Origin of the sequence: Aliiglaciecola sp. 2_MG-2023, assembly GCF_030548145.1 — a bacterium.
In the GTDB taxonomy this organism is placed as follows: Bacteria; Pseudomonadota; Gammaproteobacteria; order Enterobacterales; family Alteromonadaceae; genus Aliiglaciecola; species Aliiglaciecola lipolytica_A.
The window spans coordinates 127,113-143,770 of the sequence record NZ_JAUORY010000002.1 but is presented as its reverse complement, the minus strand read 5'-3'; the positions used below and the strand labels follow the sequence as shown (position 1 = coordinate 143,770).

Annotated in this window: 14 protein-coding genes; 8 read left to right on the top strand and 6 right to left on the bottom strand. The window is 41.5% G+C overall.

Annotated features, from left to right (window positions below; translation table 11 throughout):
* The first annotated feature begins 99 nt into the window (after positions 1–99).
* The 7 genes from Q4567_RS02645 to Q4567_RS02615 all read left to right on the top strand — a co-directional run bounded on the left by Q4567_RS02645 (position 100) and on the right by Q4567_RS02615 (position 7,425).
* Positions 100–1,107, top strand: coding sequence for an aspartate carbamoyltransferase (locus tag Q4567_RS02645; protein WP_216048845.1), 1,008 nt, complete (start codon positions 100–102; stop codon positions 1,105–1,107).
* A gap of 8 nt (positions 1,108–1,115) precedes the next feature.
* On the top strand, positions 1,116–2,402 hold the full coding sequence (gene hemL / locus Q4567_RS02640; RefSeq protein ID WP_216048846.1) for a glutamate-1-semialdehyde 2,1-aminomutase: 1,287 nt from the start codon (positions 1,116–1,118) through the stop codon (positions 2,400–2,402).
* 67 nt (positions 2,403–2,469) lie between these two features.
* A complete protein-coding gene (locus Q4567_RS02635; RefSeq protein ID WP_216048847.1) occupies positions 2,470–3,570 on the top strand; it encodes an adenylate/guanylate cyclase domain-containing protein in 1,101 nt (366 codons plus the stop codon).
* Positions 3,571–3,953: 383 nt separating this feature from the next.
* The gene (locus tag Q4567_RS02630) at positions 3,954–5,243 is read left to right on the top strand and encodes a hypothetical protein (protein ID WP_216048848.1); all 1,290 of its coding nucleotides are present in this window, start codon (positions 3,954–3,956) and stop codon (positions 5,241–5,243) included.
* A 2-nt stretch (positions 5,244–5,245) separates the two neighbouring features.
* The gene (locus Q4567_RS02625) at positions 5,246–6,259 is read left to right on the top strand and encodes an ABC transporter substrate-binding protein (protein WP_216048849.1); all 1,014 of its coding nucleotides are present in this window, start codon (positions 5,246–5,248) and stop codon (positions 6,257–6,259) included.
* The gene (locus tag Q4567_RS02620) at positions 6,256–6,813 is read left to right on the top strand and encodes a hypothetical protein (RefSeq protein ID WP_216048850.1); all 558 of its coding nucleotides are present in this window, start codon (positions 6,256–6,258) and stop codon (positions 6,811–6,813) included. Before Q4567_RS02625 ends, Q4567_RS02620 begins: the two co-directional genes overlap by 4 nt.
* A gap of 264 nt (positions 6,814–7,077) precedes the next feature.
* Positions 7,078–7,425: a hypothetical protein gene (locus tag Q4567_RS02615; RefSeq protein ID WP_216048851.1), complete on the top strand. Its 348-nt coding sequence runs from the start codon at positions 7,078–7,080 to the stop codon at positions 7,423–7,425.
* Between the two features lie 79 nt (positions 7,426–7,504).
* Here Q4567_RS02615 and Q4567_RS02610 read toward each other — a convergent pair whose 3' ends face one another.
* The 5 genes from Q4567_RS02610 to glnK all read right to left on the bottom strand — a co-directional run bounded on the left by Q4567_RS02610 (position 7,505) and on the right by glnK (position 13,179).
* Positions 7,505–8,428 (bottom strand): Dyp-type peroxidase, encoded by a 924-nt coding sequence (locus Q4567_RS02610; RefSeq protein ID WP_303499228.1) that lies wholly within the window; start codon positions 8,426–8,428, stop codon positions 7,505–7,507.
* A gap of 46 nt (positions 8,429–8,474) precedes the next feature.
* Positions 8,475–10,163, bottom strand: a complete 1,689-nt coding sequence (ggt, locus tag Q4567_RS02605; RefSeq protein WP_216048853.1) for a gamma-glutamyltransferase — start codon at positions 10,161–10,163, stop codon at positions 8,475–8,477.
* 110 nt (positions 10,164–10,273) lie between these two features.
* On the bottom strand, positions 10,274–11,272 hold the full coding sequence (locus Q4567_RS02600; RefSeq protein WP_303499227.1) for a DUF4382 domain-containing protein: 999 nt from the start codon (positions 11,270–11,272) through the stop codon (positions 10,274–10,276).
* A 302-nt stretch (positions 11,273–11,574) separates the two neighbouring features.
* Positions 11,575–12,819, bottom strand: a complete 1,245-nt coding sequence (locus Q4567_RS02595; RefSeq protein ID WP_216048855.1) for an ammonium transporter — start codon at positions 12,817–12,819, stop codon at positions 11,575–11,577.
* A 21-nt stretch (positions 12,820–12,840) separates the two neighbouring features.
* A complete protein-coding gene (glnK, locus tag Q4567_RS02590) occupies positions 12,841–13,179 on the bottom strand; it encodes a P-II family nitrogen regulator (protein WP_216048856.1) in 339 nt (112 codons plus the stop codon).
* Between the two features lie 284 nt (positions 13,180–13,463).
* Here glnK and Q4567_RS02585 point away from each other — a divergent pair, with 284 nt between their 5' ends.
* Entirely contained in the window at positions 13,464–14,288 is an 825-nt protein-coding gene (locus Q4567_RS02585; RefSeq protein ID WP_303499225.1) for a hypothetical protein, read from the top strand.
* Positions 14,289–14,322: 34 nt separating this feature from the next.
* Here Q4567_RS02585 and mrcB read toward each other — a convergent pair whose 3' ends face one another.
* Complete coding sequence (gene mrcB / locus Q4567_RS02580; RefSeq protein WP_303499223.1) at positions 14,323–16,623, bottom strand: penicillin-binding protein 1B; 2,301 nt, start codon at positions 16,621–16,623, stop codon at positions 14,323–14,325.
* Positions 16,624–16,658: the final 35 nt, after the last annotated feature.

Below are 16,658 nucleotides of genomic sequence, written 5' to 3'. Positions count from 1 at the left end.
ATCCGACAGCAATTTTTTGATAGACTCTCGAGCCAGCAACAGGATAAGCGCTATTCTCAGCCTAATCATTTTTCCTGTCATTAAACATAAGGGTATGCGATGAATTTTGAAGGTCAGCACATTCTTTCAGTCAATCAATTCGACCGTGATTCTATTCAGGCGATATTCGATGTAGCTGATAAGATGACACCCTACGCGCTTCGCCAAAAACGCACAAAAGTGTTGGACGGAGCTATTTTGGGAAACTTATTTTTTGAAGCGAGCACGCGAACCCGTGTTAGCTTTGGTACGGCATTCAATCTACTCGGTGGTGAGGTGCGTGAAACCACCGGTATGAGCAGTTCGGCGCTAGCCAAAGGCGAATCGTTGTTCGACACAGCCAGAGTATTAAGCGGGTATTCCGATATTATTACCATGCGTCACCCGCAATCAGGTTCAGTATCTGAATTTGCTGAAGGCAGCCGCGTGCCGGTGATTAATGGCGGTGATGGCGCGAATGAACATCCCACTCAAGCACTGTTAGATTTATATACTATTAGCAAAGAACAGCAATATCATGGTGGGCAAATTGACGGTATTCATATCGCTATGATTGGTGATTTAAAATATGGTCGAACTGTGCATTCGTTATCTAAGCTATTGAGTTTATTTAATAACGTACGTTTCACACTTATTTCACCTAAAGAGTTGGCGATGCCAGAGTCAATATTGGATGTGATTCGCAGCGCAGGCCACAAGGTTAAAATAACCGATCAACTCGAAGGCAGTGTGGATGCCGACATTTGTTATCAAACTCGCATTCAAGAAGAGCGTTTTGAAACACAAGCAGAAGCAAATAAATATCGCGGAAAATTTCGTTTAAACCAAACCATTTATACTAAACACTTCCAATCTAAAACAGTCATAATGCACCCACTCCCAAGAGACTCACGAGCCGACGCGAATGAGTTGGACAATGACCTTAATTTACACCCCAATTTGGCCATTTTCAGACAAGCAGATAACGGCGTATTAGTTAGAATGGCGCTTTTTGCACTGACCCTTGGGGTAGAAAAGTTAGTTTCAAAATACGATCGTGATGTTCATTGGTATAGTTCAAAGAGATAATAAATTACATGCAAAAATCACAACAATTGTTCGAGCAAGCACAAAAACATATCCCTGGTGGCGTCAATTCCCCAGTCAGAGCATTTAAAGCCGTTGGTGGCACTCCACCATTCATCGTTAAAGCCGATGGTCCTTATATTTACGATGCTGATGGCAAGCAATATATCGATTATGTGCAATCTTGGGGTCCAATGGTGCTAGGTCACAACAACCCTAAAATTCGTCAAGCAGTTATTAATGCAGCTGAAAATGGCCTTAGTTTTGGAGCGCCCACAGAATCTGAAGTGACCATGGCTGAATTGGTTAATAAACTAGTTCCGTCAATGGAAATGCTACGAATGGTCAACTCAGGCACAGAAGCAACCATGAGTGCTATTCGTTTAGCCCGAGGCGTAACTGGCAAAAATAAAATTCTTAAATTTGAAGGTTGTTATCACGGACACGCAGACTCGCTGTTAGTGAAAGCCGGCTCTGGTGCACTGACAATGGGTGTTCCAAGCTCTCCAGGTGTACCTGCGGATGTGGCAAAACATACCTTGACCATGGAATTTAACAATATTGATAGTGTGAAACAGGCGTTTGCTGAATTTGGTGATGATATTGCTTGTATTATTGTTGAACCAGTTGCGGGCAATATGAACTGTATCCCGCCCGTTGATGGATTTTTACAGGGTCTGAGAGACATTTGTGACCAATATCAAAGTGTTTTGATTTTTGATGAAGTTATGACCGGTTTCAGAGTCAGCCGTGGTGGTGCACAAGAGCTATATTCTATTGTTCCTGACTTGACCTGTTTAGGCAAGGTTATCGGTGGTGGCATGCCTGTAGGGGCATTTGGTGGTAAAGCTGAAATTATGCAACAAATCGCACCGACAGGCCCAGTCTATCAGGCAGGTACTTTATCCGGCAATCCTATTGCCATGGCAGCCGGGTTAGCATCACTAACACAAATTCAAGAGGCTGGTCTATACGACCGACTGAGCCTAGCAACCAAAACCTTAGCGGAAGGCATAAAATCTATAGCTTTAGAGCATGGGGTTCCGATGACCGTTAATTATGCTGGCAGCATGTTTGGTATTTTCTTTACCGACATAGATAAGGTAACCAATTATAAACAAGCAATTAATTGTGATACTGAGATGTTCAATCGCTTTTTTCATGGCATGCTATCAAGAGGGGTTTATTTGGCTCCGGCATCTTATGAGGCAGGTTTCGTTTCGGCAATGCATGATATGGATATCGTAGAAAAAACCTTACAAATTACCAAAGAAGTATTCGCTGAGTTAACAGCCTAATAGGTTTAAAAGTGATGCTGTGTTAGGTTGATTACGTTATTCATAAAAATAAGAAAAAGACGCAAAAATGTTGGAACAAATTTTACAACCTGTGCCGCTAGTTTTACTGGTTATTATTGTCATCATGGCAGTGGCATTGTTGCGTCTAAATCGAATCTTAAAACAACGAAACCTCGTTAACCTTTCGAATCAAACCGACGCGCAAATGGAAACGCAGGTGCAAAGTACCTTGCGCGCCAATGAAGCGGATCAGCGGTTTTTATCAAAAGCTGATGAAGCACTTCGCCTAACTCAAACCTTCCAAAAGTTTGTACCTCGACAATTTGTTGAACATTTTGCTAAACATGGTTCGGATACCTTAGAGCTTGGTCGAGCAGATGAAGATGAAGTAGCCATTTTGTTTTCAGATATTCGCGGTTTTACCGGTCTATCAGAAAAGATGACCCCACAAGAATTGATGAAATTTCTTAATTCCTATTTCTTGCGGATGAATGATCCTATTCATCAAAATGGTGGCTTTATTGATAAATTTATTGGCGATGCGATCATGGCATTATTTGACCATCCCAATGGTAGTAATCAAGATAAAGCGATAGATGCGCTTAATGCAGCTTTAGATTTGCGTTATGCGTTAAACGTGTATAACCAGCACCGAAGCAACAGTGGTTATCCACCTATCAACATAGGTGTAGGTATTCATTTCGGGCCCGTGATTATTGGCACAGTCGGCTCTGACGATCGAATGGATACGACTGTGATTGGTGACAGTGTGAATATCGCCTACCGTTTGGAATCACTGGCACCGAAATTGGGTGCCGATATCATAGTCAGCTCACAGTTACTTGCAACTGCAGATGCCAAAGCGAAGTTTACCTACAGGCTGCTTGATTGGGTTCGAGTCAAGGGACGTAAAAATCCTGTAGAAGTGTATGAAATACTCAATCACCTTCCTGAACAAAGTGTGACATTAAAATTGAAAACCGCGCCTTGGATCGAAAAAGGGGTTAATTATCGCAAGTCTCAACAATGGAACAAAGCATTAAGTTGTTTCGAAAAAGCACGTTTGTTAAATCCGAATGACCACTTGGTCGCCCATCACATAGAACAGTGTCACGCCCTAAAAAACACCCTAGTCCCCGCAAATTGGGACGGTGCAGCAGAACTCTAACACCGACAAATTTCCCCGTAGCATGGCCTTTAGGCCATGGAAAAATCCAAACAGCTACGAGGCCGTAGCATGGCTAGGCCATGGAAAACCCAAACAACCACGGGGCCATGGGAAACTCCAAGCATCCACGGGGCTAAAGCTCCCGCCTACAATTCCAAACCTGTAGCATGGCCTTTAGGCCATGGAAAAACCGAACAACCACGAGGCCGTAGCATGGCCTTTAGGCCATGGAAAACCCCAAACAACCGCGGGGCCGTAGCACCCGCCTACAGGTTTGGCTTTTGCACAAAAAATCCCCACCAAATCAATGTATGGCGTTCAATGATTCTCATTCATCAGTAGGTTTGCTATATTGCGCTCAGTAGTAGCAAGGAGAGCCAGTCGTGGTTTCGAATTCCCCCCAACAAGATCCATCCGATAATCAAATTTGTTTCACCGCCATTTCTCCAATAGATGTGCCTTTCTCTTTAATTAGGGGATTTAACCGCAAATCTAACAATTTCAAAAAGCTCATGACGTCTTTGAGTCAAAGAAAAGATATCGAGAGTGTAACTTGGCTCAATGATGGCCCCGAGTATGTAAACCTTGATAGTGATGTATCTTCAATGTCATTTTTCCTGTGGAAAACACAATGGGAAAATGTTGAGGTCAAGTTTCATATATTTCCAAATGAATTGGCGGTAGTGGAATGCCAACTGGTCTTGCCTATTCAAGCTGATATTAAACAAATGGAATCACAAGTTCAGCAACAAGCCGAATTCGCTATACAACAATCATTGCCAGCCCTTGAGGCAGTTATTAAAGATATATATAACAGTATTAACAATCCACTGCTTATTAAACCTAGGTCTCGCTCGACCCGTCTATATTGGACCGCTCGTTCACTGAATATCCATAGATCACAACTAGAAAACACGGATATACGTCAATTAATACATCAGTGGCTAGCTGAAACGGAATGTCCACAAGACGCAGAAAAAATTTGTAATCTAATCAACTTCGACAGTGTCACAAGCGCTAATGGTTTTGACCAAGTAAAAACTGAATCCATGACTTGGTTAAACTACGTGATTGTTGATAAGCGAGCGAAAAGTGATCCACGCATAGACACCATGATACTTGCTCAATACTGCTACACAGCGCAAGAAAAATGTAACCTGCGCTTACATGAAGCTATCGCCCATGCATATATTGATGGCAATTTATTGGGTGCACAGAATCAACTTGAAGACAGTCGAATTCAATCAAAACTTCACCAAGTTTCGATAAATGAACACAAAAAATACTTAACTCGACAAAAACGGAAATACTTAGACGAAATTTTTGAATCTTGGGAATTCGATTTGTTGATAAAGAACGGCGATGATATGAAAGAGATTTGCTCAAACAAAATTGAAGAAGCAAATTCCAAACAAAGCAAACTTAATAGTATAAAAACCGATAGGATTTTATTCGCCATCAGTCTGTTCACCATTTTCGAATTATTAATATTTTTGTCTCAGCACAGTAGAGAGGTGATGTCCCGTCCGGCTCTAGATTACAACGACGAAAGCTCTTCTTGGATACTCACATTAATAGCTAGTTTAGATGCAGATACCATGTTTGGAATAGGAATTGGTTTGATGATTGCCCTTGCCTTTATTTATATGTCTGTTGCCAAAAGGAAACTGTAATCATGGGCAAAAAACTCCTTATTTTAGTCGCATTGGTTTTATGCTCAACGATGCAAACACAACGGTTATACGCACAAGACGTATCAATAGAAGTTTTGACAGATGTATGGGCTCCATACATTAATCCAGAAAGTGAACCTATGGGTCGAGCTGCAAAAGTGTTAGATACAATTGCCGCTTACGCACAAGCCAATGTTAAGTGGCGTTACGTGCCCTATAGAGACGCCGCATTGTTATTGGAAAAACAAAAAGCACAACTTGGTTATCCGTATTTTTATACACAGCAACGGGCAGAAAAACACTACTACTCAAAACCTATATTCTACCTCACGAGTCGACTCTATTTTAATCGTCACTTTGTGTCTTCTGAGTTAGCAAATAACAACTATGAATCCCTCAAAATAGCCAAAGTGGCTGGTTATAGTTATGGCGAAAAAATAGATAGTATTGTCACAGATGGCAAACAGTATGAAACCGAAGAAGATGCACTCATCGCTTTATTAAACAATGAAGTACAAATATTACCGATGACCGAAGGCGTAATGAACAACTTACTGGATACCCGATTTTCAGAGCAAAAACAGTTGATTATTCCAGTTGATGAAGTGAAAGATGAATCTAGTCTACATATTATTGCTAGTAAAACAGCCGAAGGTAAGGCATTAATTGAAAAGTTTGATCAAGCCATTACGATGCGACTCAATGGCGAAGATGCACAGTTGCAACCAACTCAAAACCTTAAGCAACAGGTCGATTTAGCGACATTAGTAACATCAGAAGGGTTTCCGGCAATACTTGGAGAGTTTACCAATCAAAACGGTGATATTGATTATTACACCATTCCAATAGGAACCAAAGTTATCGTTCTTCAATGGAGTTCAAAAATTCTAAAACCATCACATTCAGACCGCATTTATAAGAACATGATGGAAACCAGTAAGGTTGTGATTTTAAATGGCCCCCATGTAGGCAAAGAATTGCGAGTTAAAAACATGCATATTCAGTTAGAGCCATGATTACAATAGGCTTAGGATGGATAGGTACGGTTTTATATTTACTCAACCATGCATACTTATCCTTAGTAACAAACTGGTCGCCAAGAGTCTATTACGCGGGTAATTTGGTCGCGGCCACTAGCCTGATAATAAACTCACTATTGGTTTCATCATGGCAAGCTGTCGTAATAAATGGATTTTGGGCTGTCATTAGCTTGTTATTGCTGCTGAATATCACCCTAAAGAACACACCAATCACATTTCGAATGATGGCGGTTGCCGTAGCCTTTATGTGGATAGCTGCCCTGTTAGGTTTATTTTATCAACTTGATTTGTCGATTCGTATCTTAGGTTGGACATCGGCATTAGTTTTTGGCGCCGCTTATTTGCTATTTTGCGCACAGAAAATGACGCAAAAAACCTATTTGTATTTAAATGTTTATGCGGCCTTAGCACTAACACCGCAATTGTGGATAGATAAAAACTACCCTGTACTCACCTTAGAAGTCATTTGGGCATTGATTTCTATTCATGGTGCATTGCGTCAGCCCGACAATGCCCATTTAATCGACTAGTAAATATTGTCACGAGGCCGTAGCATGGCCTTTAGGCCATGGAAAAACCCAAACAACCGCGGGACCGTAGCATGGCCTTTAGGCCATGGAAAAACCCAAACAGCCAAGAGGCCGTAGCATGGCCTTTAGGCCATGGAAAACTGCAAACATCCAAGAGGCTAAAGCACCCGCCCACAATCCCTTAAACTCTACGACCTATGTCTTATTGTTTGCATTAGGGGTTAATGACATTCTAATCAAAATACAATGGCAAAGGTTGTTATAATGAACACAGCAAACCGTTTAAAACTGATTGGATTAGCCGCTTATTTACTCGCAATGTTTGCGCTGCAACAAGTGGTCATCATTCCATTAATTGCTTTACTTTCCATTGTGGCAATATACAAAAGTAAGTCTGAAATTATCAAGTCCCATGCTAAATATATCATCTCAGTATTTGTCGTTGTGATTTCAGTAGTATTAGTCACGGCTAATGTGTTTAGCGGTGAGCAACAGGTGTTTGCTGCTATGGTTGCTATTGGCATAGCCTTTATCATGTTGGCTTATGGCGCATTACGAATAGGATTTTCTAAAAAGCCATTCGCGAATCGATTAACCACCAATTTGGAATAACGTTAAAAATATAATTGCTTTAAAAAGACCAATGGAGGTGTCGGCTATCGGCACGACACCTGACACCTTGCGGTCTGTTTTACTTGTCTTTATTAGCTTTAATAAAGTTAAGTGAAGGGGCAAAAAACGCAGCACCGGTTTCTGCTACAGTAAAATCCAATAACCTATCATATACGCCGTTTTCATCGCCAAACACCATACTGCTTAACATCTGCGTAAATGGTTTAGGACTGTTAGCCAATGATACAAAAAATAGTCCTTTCACTGTCATATCACCGTAAGGCATGCTTTGCCGCAATATCTCAAGGCTATTTCCGTCAGCATCCTTAATTCCCGAGCGTTTGACATGTGAAAATGCGGGTTTATCTTCGCGGGCATATTCGACGTTGTCCTCTTTGGTGCGACCAATTATATCTTCTTGGTTTTTAACCGGTAGTCTTTGCCAACGATCCATATGGGTTCGGTAACGTTGAATATGAATATAACTACCGCCAGCAAAATCGGGATCTTTATCGCCAACTACGGCTACAGTTCGTTTGTGCATGCCCTTGGGGTTTTCTGTGCCATCTACAAAACCAATCAAGTCCCGCCCATCTAAATAGCGGAATCCTTTAACTTCCTCGAATAACTCCACATGTCCTTTAAGCAACTCACACACCTCACTACCTATGGCAAAACAAACGTCCGCTCGGTCAGCACGGATTTGAATAAATAAATCACATGGTGTTGCTGGCGCATTGCGATCATCACACTCCATATCTGGAAAAGGCGCGAGTTCCATTGGAATTAGGCCCGGATATAAGTCAGTCCAATAACTAGTGCCAACCGCTATGATACCCGACACCATGGCCTCATAATGCTCCTCATCATAGTGTTCAAATACATTGAGGATATGAGCTAGTTTTGCGCGTATCACTTGCGCATCATCATCGATAACATTAAACATCAAATATTGCGCATGTAAATTGGGTTCTGCGCAAATGCCTTTTTGGGGTTGTGTCATATTTTTCTTGTTCTTTTTTATTAATAGAAGAGCATTGTAAGTTCAGTTAATAGCCGGCAGCTTGGCCATCTTTCCGGCTTTCAGAGGCGCCAAAGTATACACCAGTTTTGCTGTCTCTAAGAATAGCTTGATAACCACCAAAGCTGCCAGATACATCTCGTAATATATGTCCCTTTTGTACTAATTCTCGTCGAGTCTTGGCTGAAAAACCGCTTTCGAGGCTCACATAGCCCCCATCTTCCATCAAAGTACCTGTCGGTTGGCTTGAACCACTGTGCAGTATTCTTGGTGCATCTCCAGCTTCTTGCAGGTTCATTCCAAAATCAATTAAATTGACTATTATCTGGGCATGCATTTGTGGTTGTGTACCACCACCCATTACTCCAAAACTCAACCAAGGTTTGCCATTTTTTGTCACAAAAGCAGGAATGATAGTGTGGAATGGTCGTTTCGCTGGTTCATAAACGTTAAAATGTCCTTCTTGCAGAGAAAACAGTTCACCGCGATCTTGCAAGATAAATCCCAAGCCTGTGGGTGTCATACCTGAGCCCATCCCGCGATAATTGGATTGGATAAGCGATACCATATTACCGTCTTTATCTGCGGTGGTTAGGTAGATAGTATCGCCTTCATTGAGGCCGGCATCATAACGATTGGCTGCCTTTTGTTGATTCAGTAGCTTCACCCGTTGTTGGGCATATTGTTTGGATATCAGCCAATCAGTTGGAATCTGATTAAATGCCGGATCGGCGTAATATTTTGCGCGATCTTCAAACGCCAGTTTTTTAGCTTCTACAAATGTATGAATGTATTCAGCCGAACCAAAGCCCATTCCTTCGATATCAAACTGTTCAAGCATATTTAAAATTTGCAAAGCCGCAATGCCTTGCGAATTTGGTGGCAATTCCCAAACATCATATCCACGATAATTACTCGAGACGGGTTCTACCCAAGTGGATGTGTGACTAGCTAAATCCTCATAACTAAGGAATCCACCTTGCGCTTTCATATAGGCGGCAATAGTTCGAGCGATATCACCTTTATAAAAAGCATCGCGACCACCTGTAGCTATTTTTTCCAATGTGGCGGCTAAATTCTGATTTACGAATATTTCACCTTTTTTAGGTGTTGAACCATTGGGCATATAAGTATCGGAAAATCCTTCATACTTACTTAAAATTGGCGCGCTACGTTGCATGTACCAAGCAATAAGTTCGCTTACTGGAAAGCCTTTTTTAGCATACTCTATGGTTGGAGATAAGATACTAGTCATCGGCAATGAACCAAATTTACCGTGTAGTTCAAACCATCCATCAACAGCGCCAGGAACGGAAACCGGCAAAGGACCATGGGATGGAATCTTTTCCATACCTTGCTCTTTAAAGTATTCTAACGTTAACGATTTAGGCGAACGGCCTGAGGCATTTAATCCATAAAGCTGCTGCGTTTTTGCATCCCAGACGATAGCAAACAAATCACCACCAATTCCATTGCCGGTTGGTTCTACTAAGCCCAGCATGGCGTTCGCAGCAATAGCGGCATCAATAGCGTTACCACCTTGCTTTAAGATGTCTAAGCCAACTTGCGTGGCTAATGGTTGGCTAGTGGCAACCATACCATTGGTCGCTATAACCTCAGAACGTGAAGCGAAGGGTTCACCAGTGATACGATCATAGGCTGAACTGTATTGACTGAATACAATCAATGAACCAAAGATACACGCAAGAAATCTCATTAAACCACCCTTTATACTATTTGATGATTTAAAGGATACGCTTTGCGACCATTGGTTTAAAGAAAATATAAACGCAAGTGGTGTAAAAGCACTTTTCTATGCTTTAAAGCCTATTCATTAACGTCCTCAAAATTGACTACTCCCTCAGTTTTAGCATCATCTATGCTGACTTCTTGAATTTGTACAAAGCCTACTTCGTCATCTAACTCTGGATCATCAGTAAGATCGCAACTGAGTGCCAGCGTGTAACTTCCATAGGGAACAAAACCAATATCAAAGGGGTAAGTAGTTTGTGAAGCATCAAAATAGACACTTGTACTGGCAAAAGGAAGAACCTGTTCTAAACCACCATTATCTGCCAATTTACTAGATTCTAAGTTCATGCCTTCATACAAATACACAACCGCAGGAGAGCCATTGATATCAGCTAACGGCTCACATAATTGATTAATCAAAAGCGTTTCTGAAACTTGCCCCTTGATTTGCCCAGCTTGCTGATTATCTACCAACCTTATTCCAGTTGATTGTAAAAAATATTCATCTTGTCCCACGGGGTTGGTCAAGGCGTTTCGTAAATCGAATTCAACCGTAAAATCTGCTGTGTTGTTTTCAGTTACAGTAAACCCGTCAAAGGTGATTTCATTGGATGCGATGGTTATCGGATTTTTTGTATGCTTTAGTTTATCTACCGTGTATGAACCATCTGTCATACCAAGGCTTATTTGAGAGTATTGACCGGCTTGTATATTAATCTCTTCTACTAGCGGTATTGAGAGACTACCAGTGTACTCAAGAAGGTCAATTCCAACCGCATTAGGCACCACATTATTGGTATCATCCAAACATAAATCGTTGGCCGTAAGAGCAAACTCTGGATCACCAACTTTGAAAGTAAGATCTTCTTCCTCGCCTTTGAGGGTAATAGTCGAAAAACACAAAATCACATCTGCTAAACCGTCTGCTGGTGCATCACTCACGGCTAAGGAAAAAGACGGTAGAGTGGTTTTAACGGGAGCGGCAAAAATCGGCAAAGCATCATCATTAGAACCACAAGCGGATAACATTGCAATGAAACAGAGTAAAGACACATGAAGGGGCTTTATAATCATAATTTCTCCTGAAAAAGTCACGTCAGTTTTCAAAATGTCTATAGGCATCTGACAACTAACATTGATTTAGTTCAGAGCAGGAAGGATACCAAGAGTGTTAAAAACTGTGTAAGTTCAAGATATTCAGATAGTTACAATTAACTTCGAAAGGATGATTCAGAATAATCAGAGCTGAGCATAAAAAAAACCCCGCTGATTAGCGGGGTTTTGTCTGTTTTTAACAACAGTAGGACGATGTTGTTATTATTCTGATTATTCTTATTTTTTTATTCGCCCTCTGTGTTTTTCTTAAAGAGTAGGTATTAAGAACGTCCACCAGTGAAGTCTGGGTATGCTTCCAAACCACATTCGCCAATATCTACACCTTCGAACTCTTCTTCTTCGCTTACACGAATACCGATGATAGCTTTAAGTATTAACCATACAACCAAGCTAGTTACGAATACCCATACAAAGATTGTGATAGCACCGATGATTTGACCAGAGAAAGAAGAACCATCATTTGTAATAGGTACTAGTAGAAGTCCTAAAAGACCTACCACACCGTGAACAGAGATAGCACCTACTGGATCATCAATTTTCATTTTATCTAGAGCAACAATGCTTCCAACTACCAATAGACCGCCGATAGCTCCGAACAAAGTAGCTTGCAGTGGAGTTGGAGTAGAAGGCTCTGCAGTAATAGCAACCAAACCAGCTAACGCACCGTTTAAAGCCATAGTAAGGTCAGCTTTACCAAACAAGATACGCGCTAGAATAAGTGCAGCAACTAGGCCACCAGCAGCAGCAGCGTTAGTATTCATAAATACTACAGCAACAGCATTAGCACTTTCTACAGTAGCTGTCGCAAGAACAGAACCACCGTTGAAACCAAACCAACCCATCCACAGGATAAATGTACCTAATGTTGCTAACGGTAAGTTAGCGCCTGGAATCGCATTAATTTTGCCATCGGCAGTATATTTACCTTTACGAGCACCTAGTATCAACACACCAGCTAAAGCAGCTGCAGCACCGGCCATATGTACAATACCTGAACCAGCAAAGTCAGAGAAACCTAAGTCACCAAGTGTATACATACCGAATACAGAAGCGCCACCCCAAGTCCAAGAACCTTCCATTGGATAGATGAAACCAGTTAAGATTACGGCAAATGCAAGGAAAGACCACAATTTCATACGCTCAGCGACCGCGCCTGAAACGATAGACATTGCAGTTGCAACGAATACTACTTGGAAGAAGAAGTCTGCTGAAGGAGCATAGGTAGCAGGTTCTGCTTCACCCGTTGCGCCGTCACCTACGATTCCGCTAAGGAACAATGTGAAGTCGTCTCCACCGTACATAATTGAGTAGCCACATACCATATACATGATACAAGCGACTGCGTACAAAGTAATGTTTTTAGTTAATATTTCAGTGGTGTTTTTAGCACGCACTAAACCGGCTTCTAGCATTGTAAAGCCAGCTGCCATCCACATGACTAAGGCGCCACATATCAAAAAGTAAAAGGTATCTAGTGCATACCCAAGTTCAAATGTAATTTCCATGATTTTCTCCTGCCCTGCTACTTAAATGGCTTCGCCGTCAGTTTCACCCGTACGGATACGTACTGCATGCTCTAAGTCATACACAAATACTTTTCCGTCTCCAATCTTGCCCGTTTTCGCTGCGCTAACAATAGCTTCAACTAAACGTTCAACATGATCGTCTTGAACCGCAATTTCCAGTTTAACTTTTGGTAAAAAGTCCACTTGGTATTCTGCACCACGGTACAATTCGGTATGACCTTTTTGACGTCCAAAGCCTTTCACTTCAGTGACAGTCAAACCATCAATGCCAATCTCTGAAATGGCTTCGCGAACATCATCAAGCTTGAAAGGCTTAACTATCGCAGTTACTAGTTTCATTGTGTTACTCCCGGTATTTTGAATTTGTTTTTATTGAAACGCTCCATTCTTAAAACAAGTCTTATGCCACTAATGTTTACACATAAAAATCAAAGACTTAGATTAAAAAAAGCAGATTAAACAGTCAACTTGCGCACCAATTGTGTGCAAATACCTATTTTTGCACGTTCTGGGTGCGCTGTCTGGATGTATTTCGAAAGTGTTGCTTTTAGGGAACTAAAGGAGGTACTGCAAGTCTATTGTCGAATCAAGTTCACAAATATTAATGCTGGATAGCGCTCACCTTGGATTTTGAACGTCAACAACACCTTGCAACCAAAACGAAAAACAATTCTCTACGAAAAGTGTTGTTTATTTCCGTGCTTGCTCATGGCCTGATTGGTTGGTGGATTTTGTCTCAACAACGAATTATTATCCCAACAAAAATCGAGCAAGAGGTTTCTGCGATCAACGCCAAACTCGTATTTTTGCCAGCGCCAAAAGTTGTGGAAGAAGCTGCCGAAATCGAAACTGTTGAACCGTTATCGGAACCAGAAGCGCTGGCCAAACCTGATGATAATCAACAAAAACAACAAGCAGACCAAGTTATTGAAGACGTAGAAGTAACTGAAATAGAAGTGTCAGAAACGTTACCACCAGCAGATACCATCGAACCTAATGAAGCGCCCGAAATTGTTGAACAGGTAACACCGCAAATCCCCCCTATTGAAAATGATTCAAGACGGGAAGATTTGCCTTCGATTGATTTTCCAGACAAAACTAACACTGACACTCAGGTTGAGACCTCACGAAACTTAGCGCAAAAACATTTGTTAGATCACTCAGCCCAAGCCAATCAACGCATGGCTGAACAGGAGGCGCAGCGCTATCGTCAGCAAAGAGAGTCGCCTGATTTGAATTTACCTAAGTTTGATCCCTTTAAAACGGACGATGAAAAACTAAGAGAAAGTAACTCGGTACGAGTGGATTGCAGCTCAACAGTAAATAAAACCATTGCCGTTTTATCCACCTTTACTGGTGGTAGTTTAGATTGCAGTAAACCGACCGATTTAGCGCCGTTCTTAGACAAACATGTGAAAAAACCAATGCCCCCCAAAGACAAACGTTAATGTCAGTTTTGAATATTAATAATTAACTTTTTGGTTAATTACCAAAAAGCCTTTCCCAAAAGCTCTTGCGCTCTTGGATCTTCGGATTTTTGGTATCACATTTATCGGCTCGTTTCGGCAGCACTTCTAATATGGCTGGCAAACTCATGCTTGTTTGACATCCCGCTTGCGTCGCTCTACCGGTTTGCGGATTGAAATGTGCGATCCCTAAACCTTTAGGGAAGCGACGAACGAGTGACTTAGGTTCTTGCAATAACTGGAAATCCATAAATAATCGCAATGCACCACTGGCACCAGTTAACCCGGTACTTTTGTTATCATCAGTGCCAATCCAACTGGTTATTAATATATTTTTGTCGTAACCACTGAACCAACTATCTCGATAATCATCAGTTGTACCGGTCTTGCCGGCCATATTAATCGTTGGAAAACGCCGTCTAATTTGTTTCGCGGTGCCCTCTAAGGTGACTTTATGCAGCGCGTAATTCATCAAATAAGCTACTTTTTCATCGATGATTCTAGTGGCCTGAGAAGAAAATGAATACATTAATTGGTCATCTGCAGACATGATTGCGTTAACTGTATGAAGAGGGATTTGCACGCCATTATTTGCAATCGTCTGATATACCTGATTGACTTGAATAGGCGATAAATCTAGGGCACCTAAGGTCAATGCAGGATATTGGGTAATAGGTTCAGTTACCCCTAAACGCTTGAGTGTTTGAGTAATATTTTCTAAGCCTAGTTCCATACCTAAGCTTACAGTGGGAACATTCAGTGATTGTGTTAATGCTGTATACAATGGCACTTGACCACGAAACTTTTTATCTGCATTTTGCGGCTCCCAAGTTTCCCCACCTTCACTGGGTAATTTGATTGGATCATCGAACAGAGGTGTGGCCAGATTATATTCTTCTGGATGTTCTAAAGCAGTGATATAAATTGCTGGTTTGATTAAAGAGCCTATGGAGCGTTTCGCATCCAATGCTCGATTAAAACCACTAAAACCGGTGTTGCGATCTCCTACCATAGCGCGAATTTCACCACTATCAATGTCAGTGACTACCATAGCGGCTTGTAAATTCTCTAATTTACGTTGCTTCTCAATACTGGTTAATCCACCAGACAGGGCGGTCTCGGCTTTGCGCTGAGCGTTTGAGTCAAGGGACGTAAAGAGTTTCACACCAGAATCACGAATATCTGGATTATCTAGAATAGTACGTAATTCTCGCCCTACTCTATCCATGAAGGCTGGATGTTTCCCCCTAACCAGAGTTGCGCCAGTGGCGACTTGAATTGGCTTATCCAACAACTGTTCAAAGGTTGTTTTGTTAATCTTTCCAGCTTCAAACAGCAGCCTCAACACCAGATTACGTCGCTCAATGACACGCTCAGGATGACGCCTTGGATTGTAATAAGACGGCCCTTTGATCATACCAACTAGGGTGGTCATTTCTTCTAGATTTAGTTCGTTTAACGGCCGATCGAAATAGAAGTAACTGGCCAAACCAAATCCATGCACCCCAGTATTCCCGTTTTGTCCTAAAAACACCTCATTTAAATAAGCTTCCATTATTTGATCTTTGCTATAACGGGCATCGATCAATATTGACATAAACGCTTCTTTGATTTTACGGGTTATCGACTTTTCATTGGTTAAATACATGTTCTTAACCAATTGCTGGGTCAAGGTACTGCCACCTTGCACCGCGCGTCCCGCTGAGATATTAGCAATCAAAGCCCGTAAAATTGAAAGCGGAGCTATTCCATGATGCTGATAAAAATCCTTGTCTTCTACCAGAACTAAAGCTTCAACTAGTTCTTTAGGCACCTGACCCAAAGACACCAACATACGATCTTCTTTCCCCTCACTGATCAATCGTGTAACTAACCATGGCTCTAAACGGAAACTATCAATTTGTTTGCCACTATTGAGGTTAACAATGCTAGACACACGCCCCGATTTAACGGTCAGAGATAAAGCTGTCTCGGCTTGAAAGCCATCAGGAAAATGGAACGCTCGACGATAAACTTCGAAATGATTATTGTTGTACTGATATTCACCAGTGCGACTCGCTTTAGCAACCCGTCGATACCCCAATAGCGTCAGCTCTTCTATAATTTCTTTACTGGTGATTTCTTCTTTTAAGCTTAGCACCAAAGGACGAGCATAAATTTGCGCGGGAACTTGCCATTTATTACCAGAAAACTGATGGGCAATAATAGCATCTAAATAAACCATGTAGGCACACATAGCAACGACGCAAACCAGAAACAACTTCCAGAAATACTTGCGGAACCAAGGTAAGGGATTCAATTTTTGGGCTATTGACATGATTAATTAAGGGGATCTTTGTTGGGGTTGTTTCA

Excerpts from the sequence above, each read along its gene's own strand:
- Q4567_RS02620 (WP_216048850.1), top strand. The coding sequence starts at position 6,256 with ATGATTACAATAGGCTTAGGATGGATAGGTACGGTTTTATATTTACTC.
- Q4567_RS02615 (WP_216048851.1), top strand. The coding sequence starts at position 7,078 with ATGAACACAGCAAACCGTTTAAAACTGATTGGATTAGCCGCTTATTTA.
- Q4567_RS02595 (WP_216048855.1), bottom strand. The coding sequence starts at position 12,819 with ATGGAAATTACATTTGAACTTGGGTATGCACTAGATACCTTTTACTTT.
- mrcB (WP_303499223.1), bottom strand. The coding sequence starts at position 16,623 with ATGTCAATAGCCCAAAAATTGAATCCCTTACCTTGGTTCCGCAAGTAT.
- Q4567_RS02635 (WP_216048847.1), top strand. The coding sequence starts at position 2,470 with ATGTTGGAACAAATTTTACAACCTGTGCCGCTAGTTTTACTGGTTATT.
- glnK (WP_216048856.1), bottom strand. The coding sequence starts at position 13,179 with ATGAAACTAGTAACTGCGATAGTTAAGCCTTTCAAGCTTGATGATGTT.
- Q4567_RS02625 (WP_216048849.1), top strand. The coding sequence starts at position 5,246 with ATGGGCAAAAAACTCCTTATTTTAGTCGCATTGGTTTTATGCTCAACG.
- ggt (WP_216048853.1), bottom strand. The coding sequence starts at position 10,163 with ATGAGATTTCTTGCGTGTATCTTTGGTTCATTGATTGTATTCAGTCAA.
- Q4567_RS02645 (WP_216048845.1), top strand. The coding sequence starts at position 100 with ATGAATTTTGAAGGTCAGCACATTCTTTCAGTCAATCAATTCGACCGT.
- Q4567_RS02610 (WP_303499228.1), bottom strand. The coding sequence starts at position 8,428 with ATGACACAACCCCAAAAAGGCATTTGCGCAGAACCCAATTTACATGCG.
- Q4567_RS02600 (WP_303499227.1), bottom strand. The coding sequence starts at position 11,272 with ATGATTATAAAGCCCCTTCATGTGTCTTTACTCTGTTTCATTGCAATG.
- hemL (WP_216048846.1), top strand. The coding sequence starts at position 1,116 with ATGCAAAAATCACAACAATTGTTCGAGCAAGCACAAAAACATATCCCT.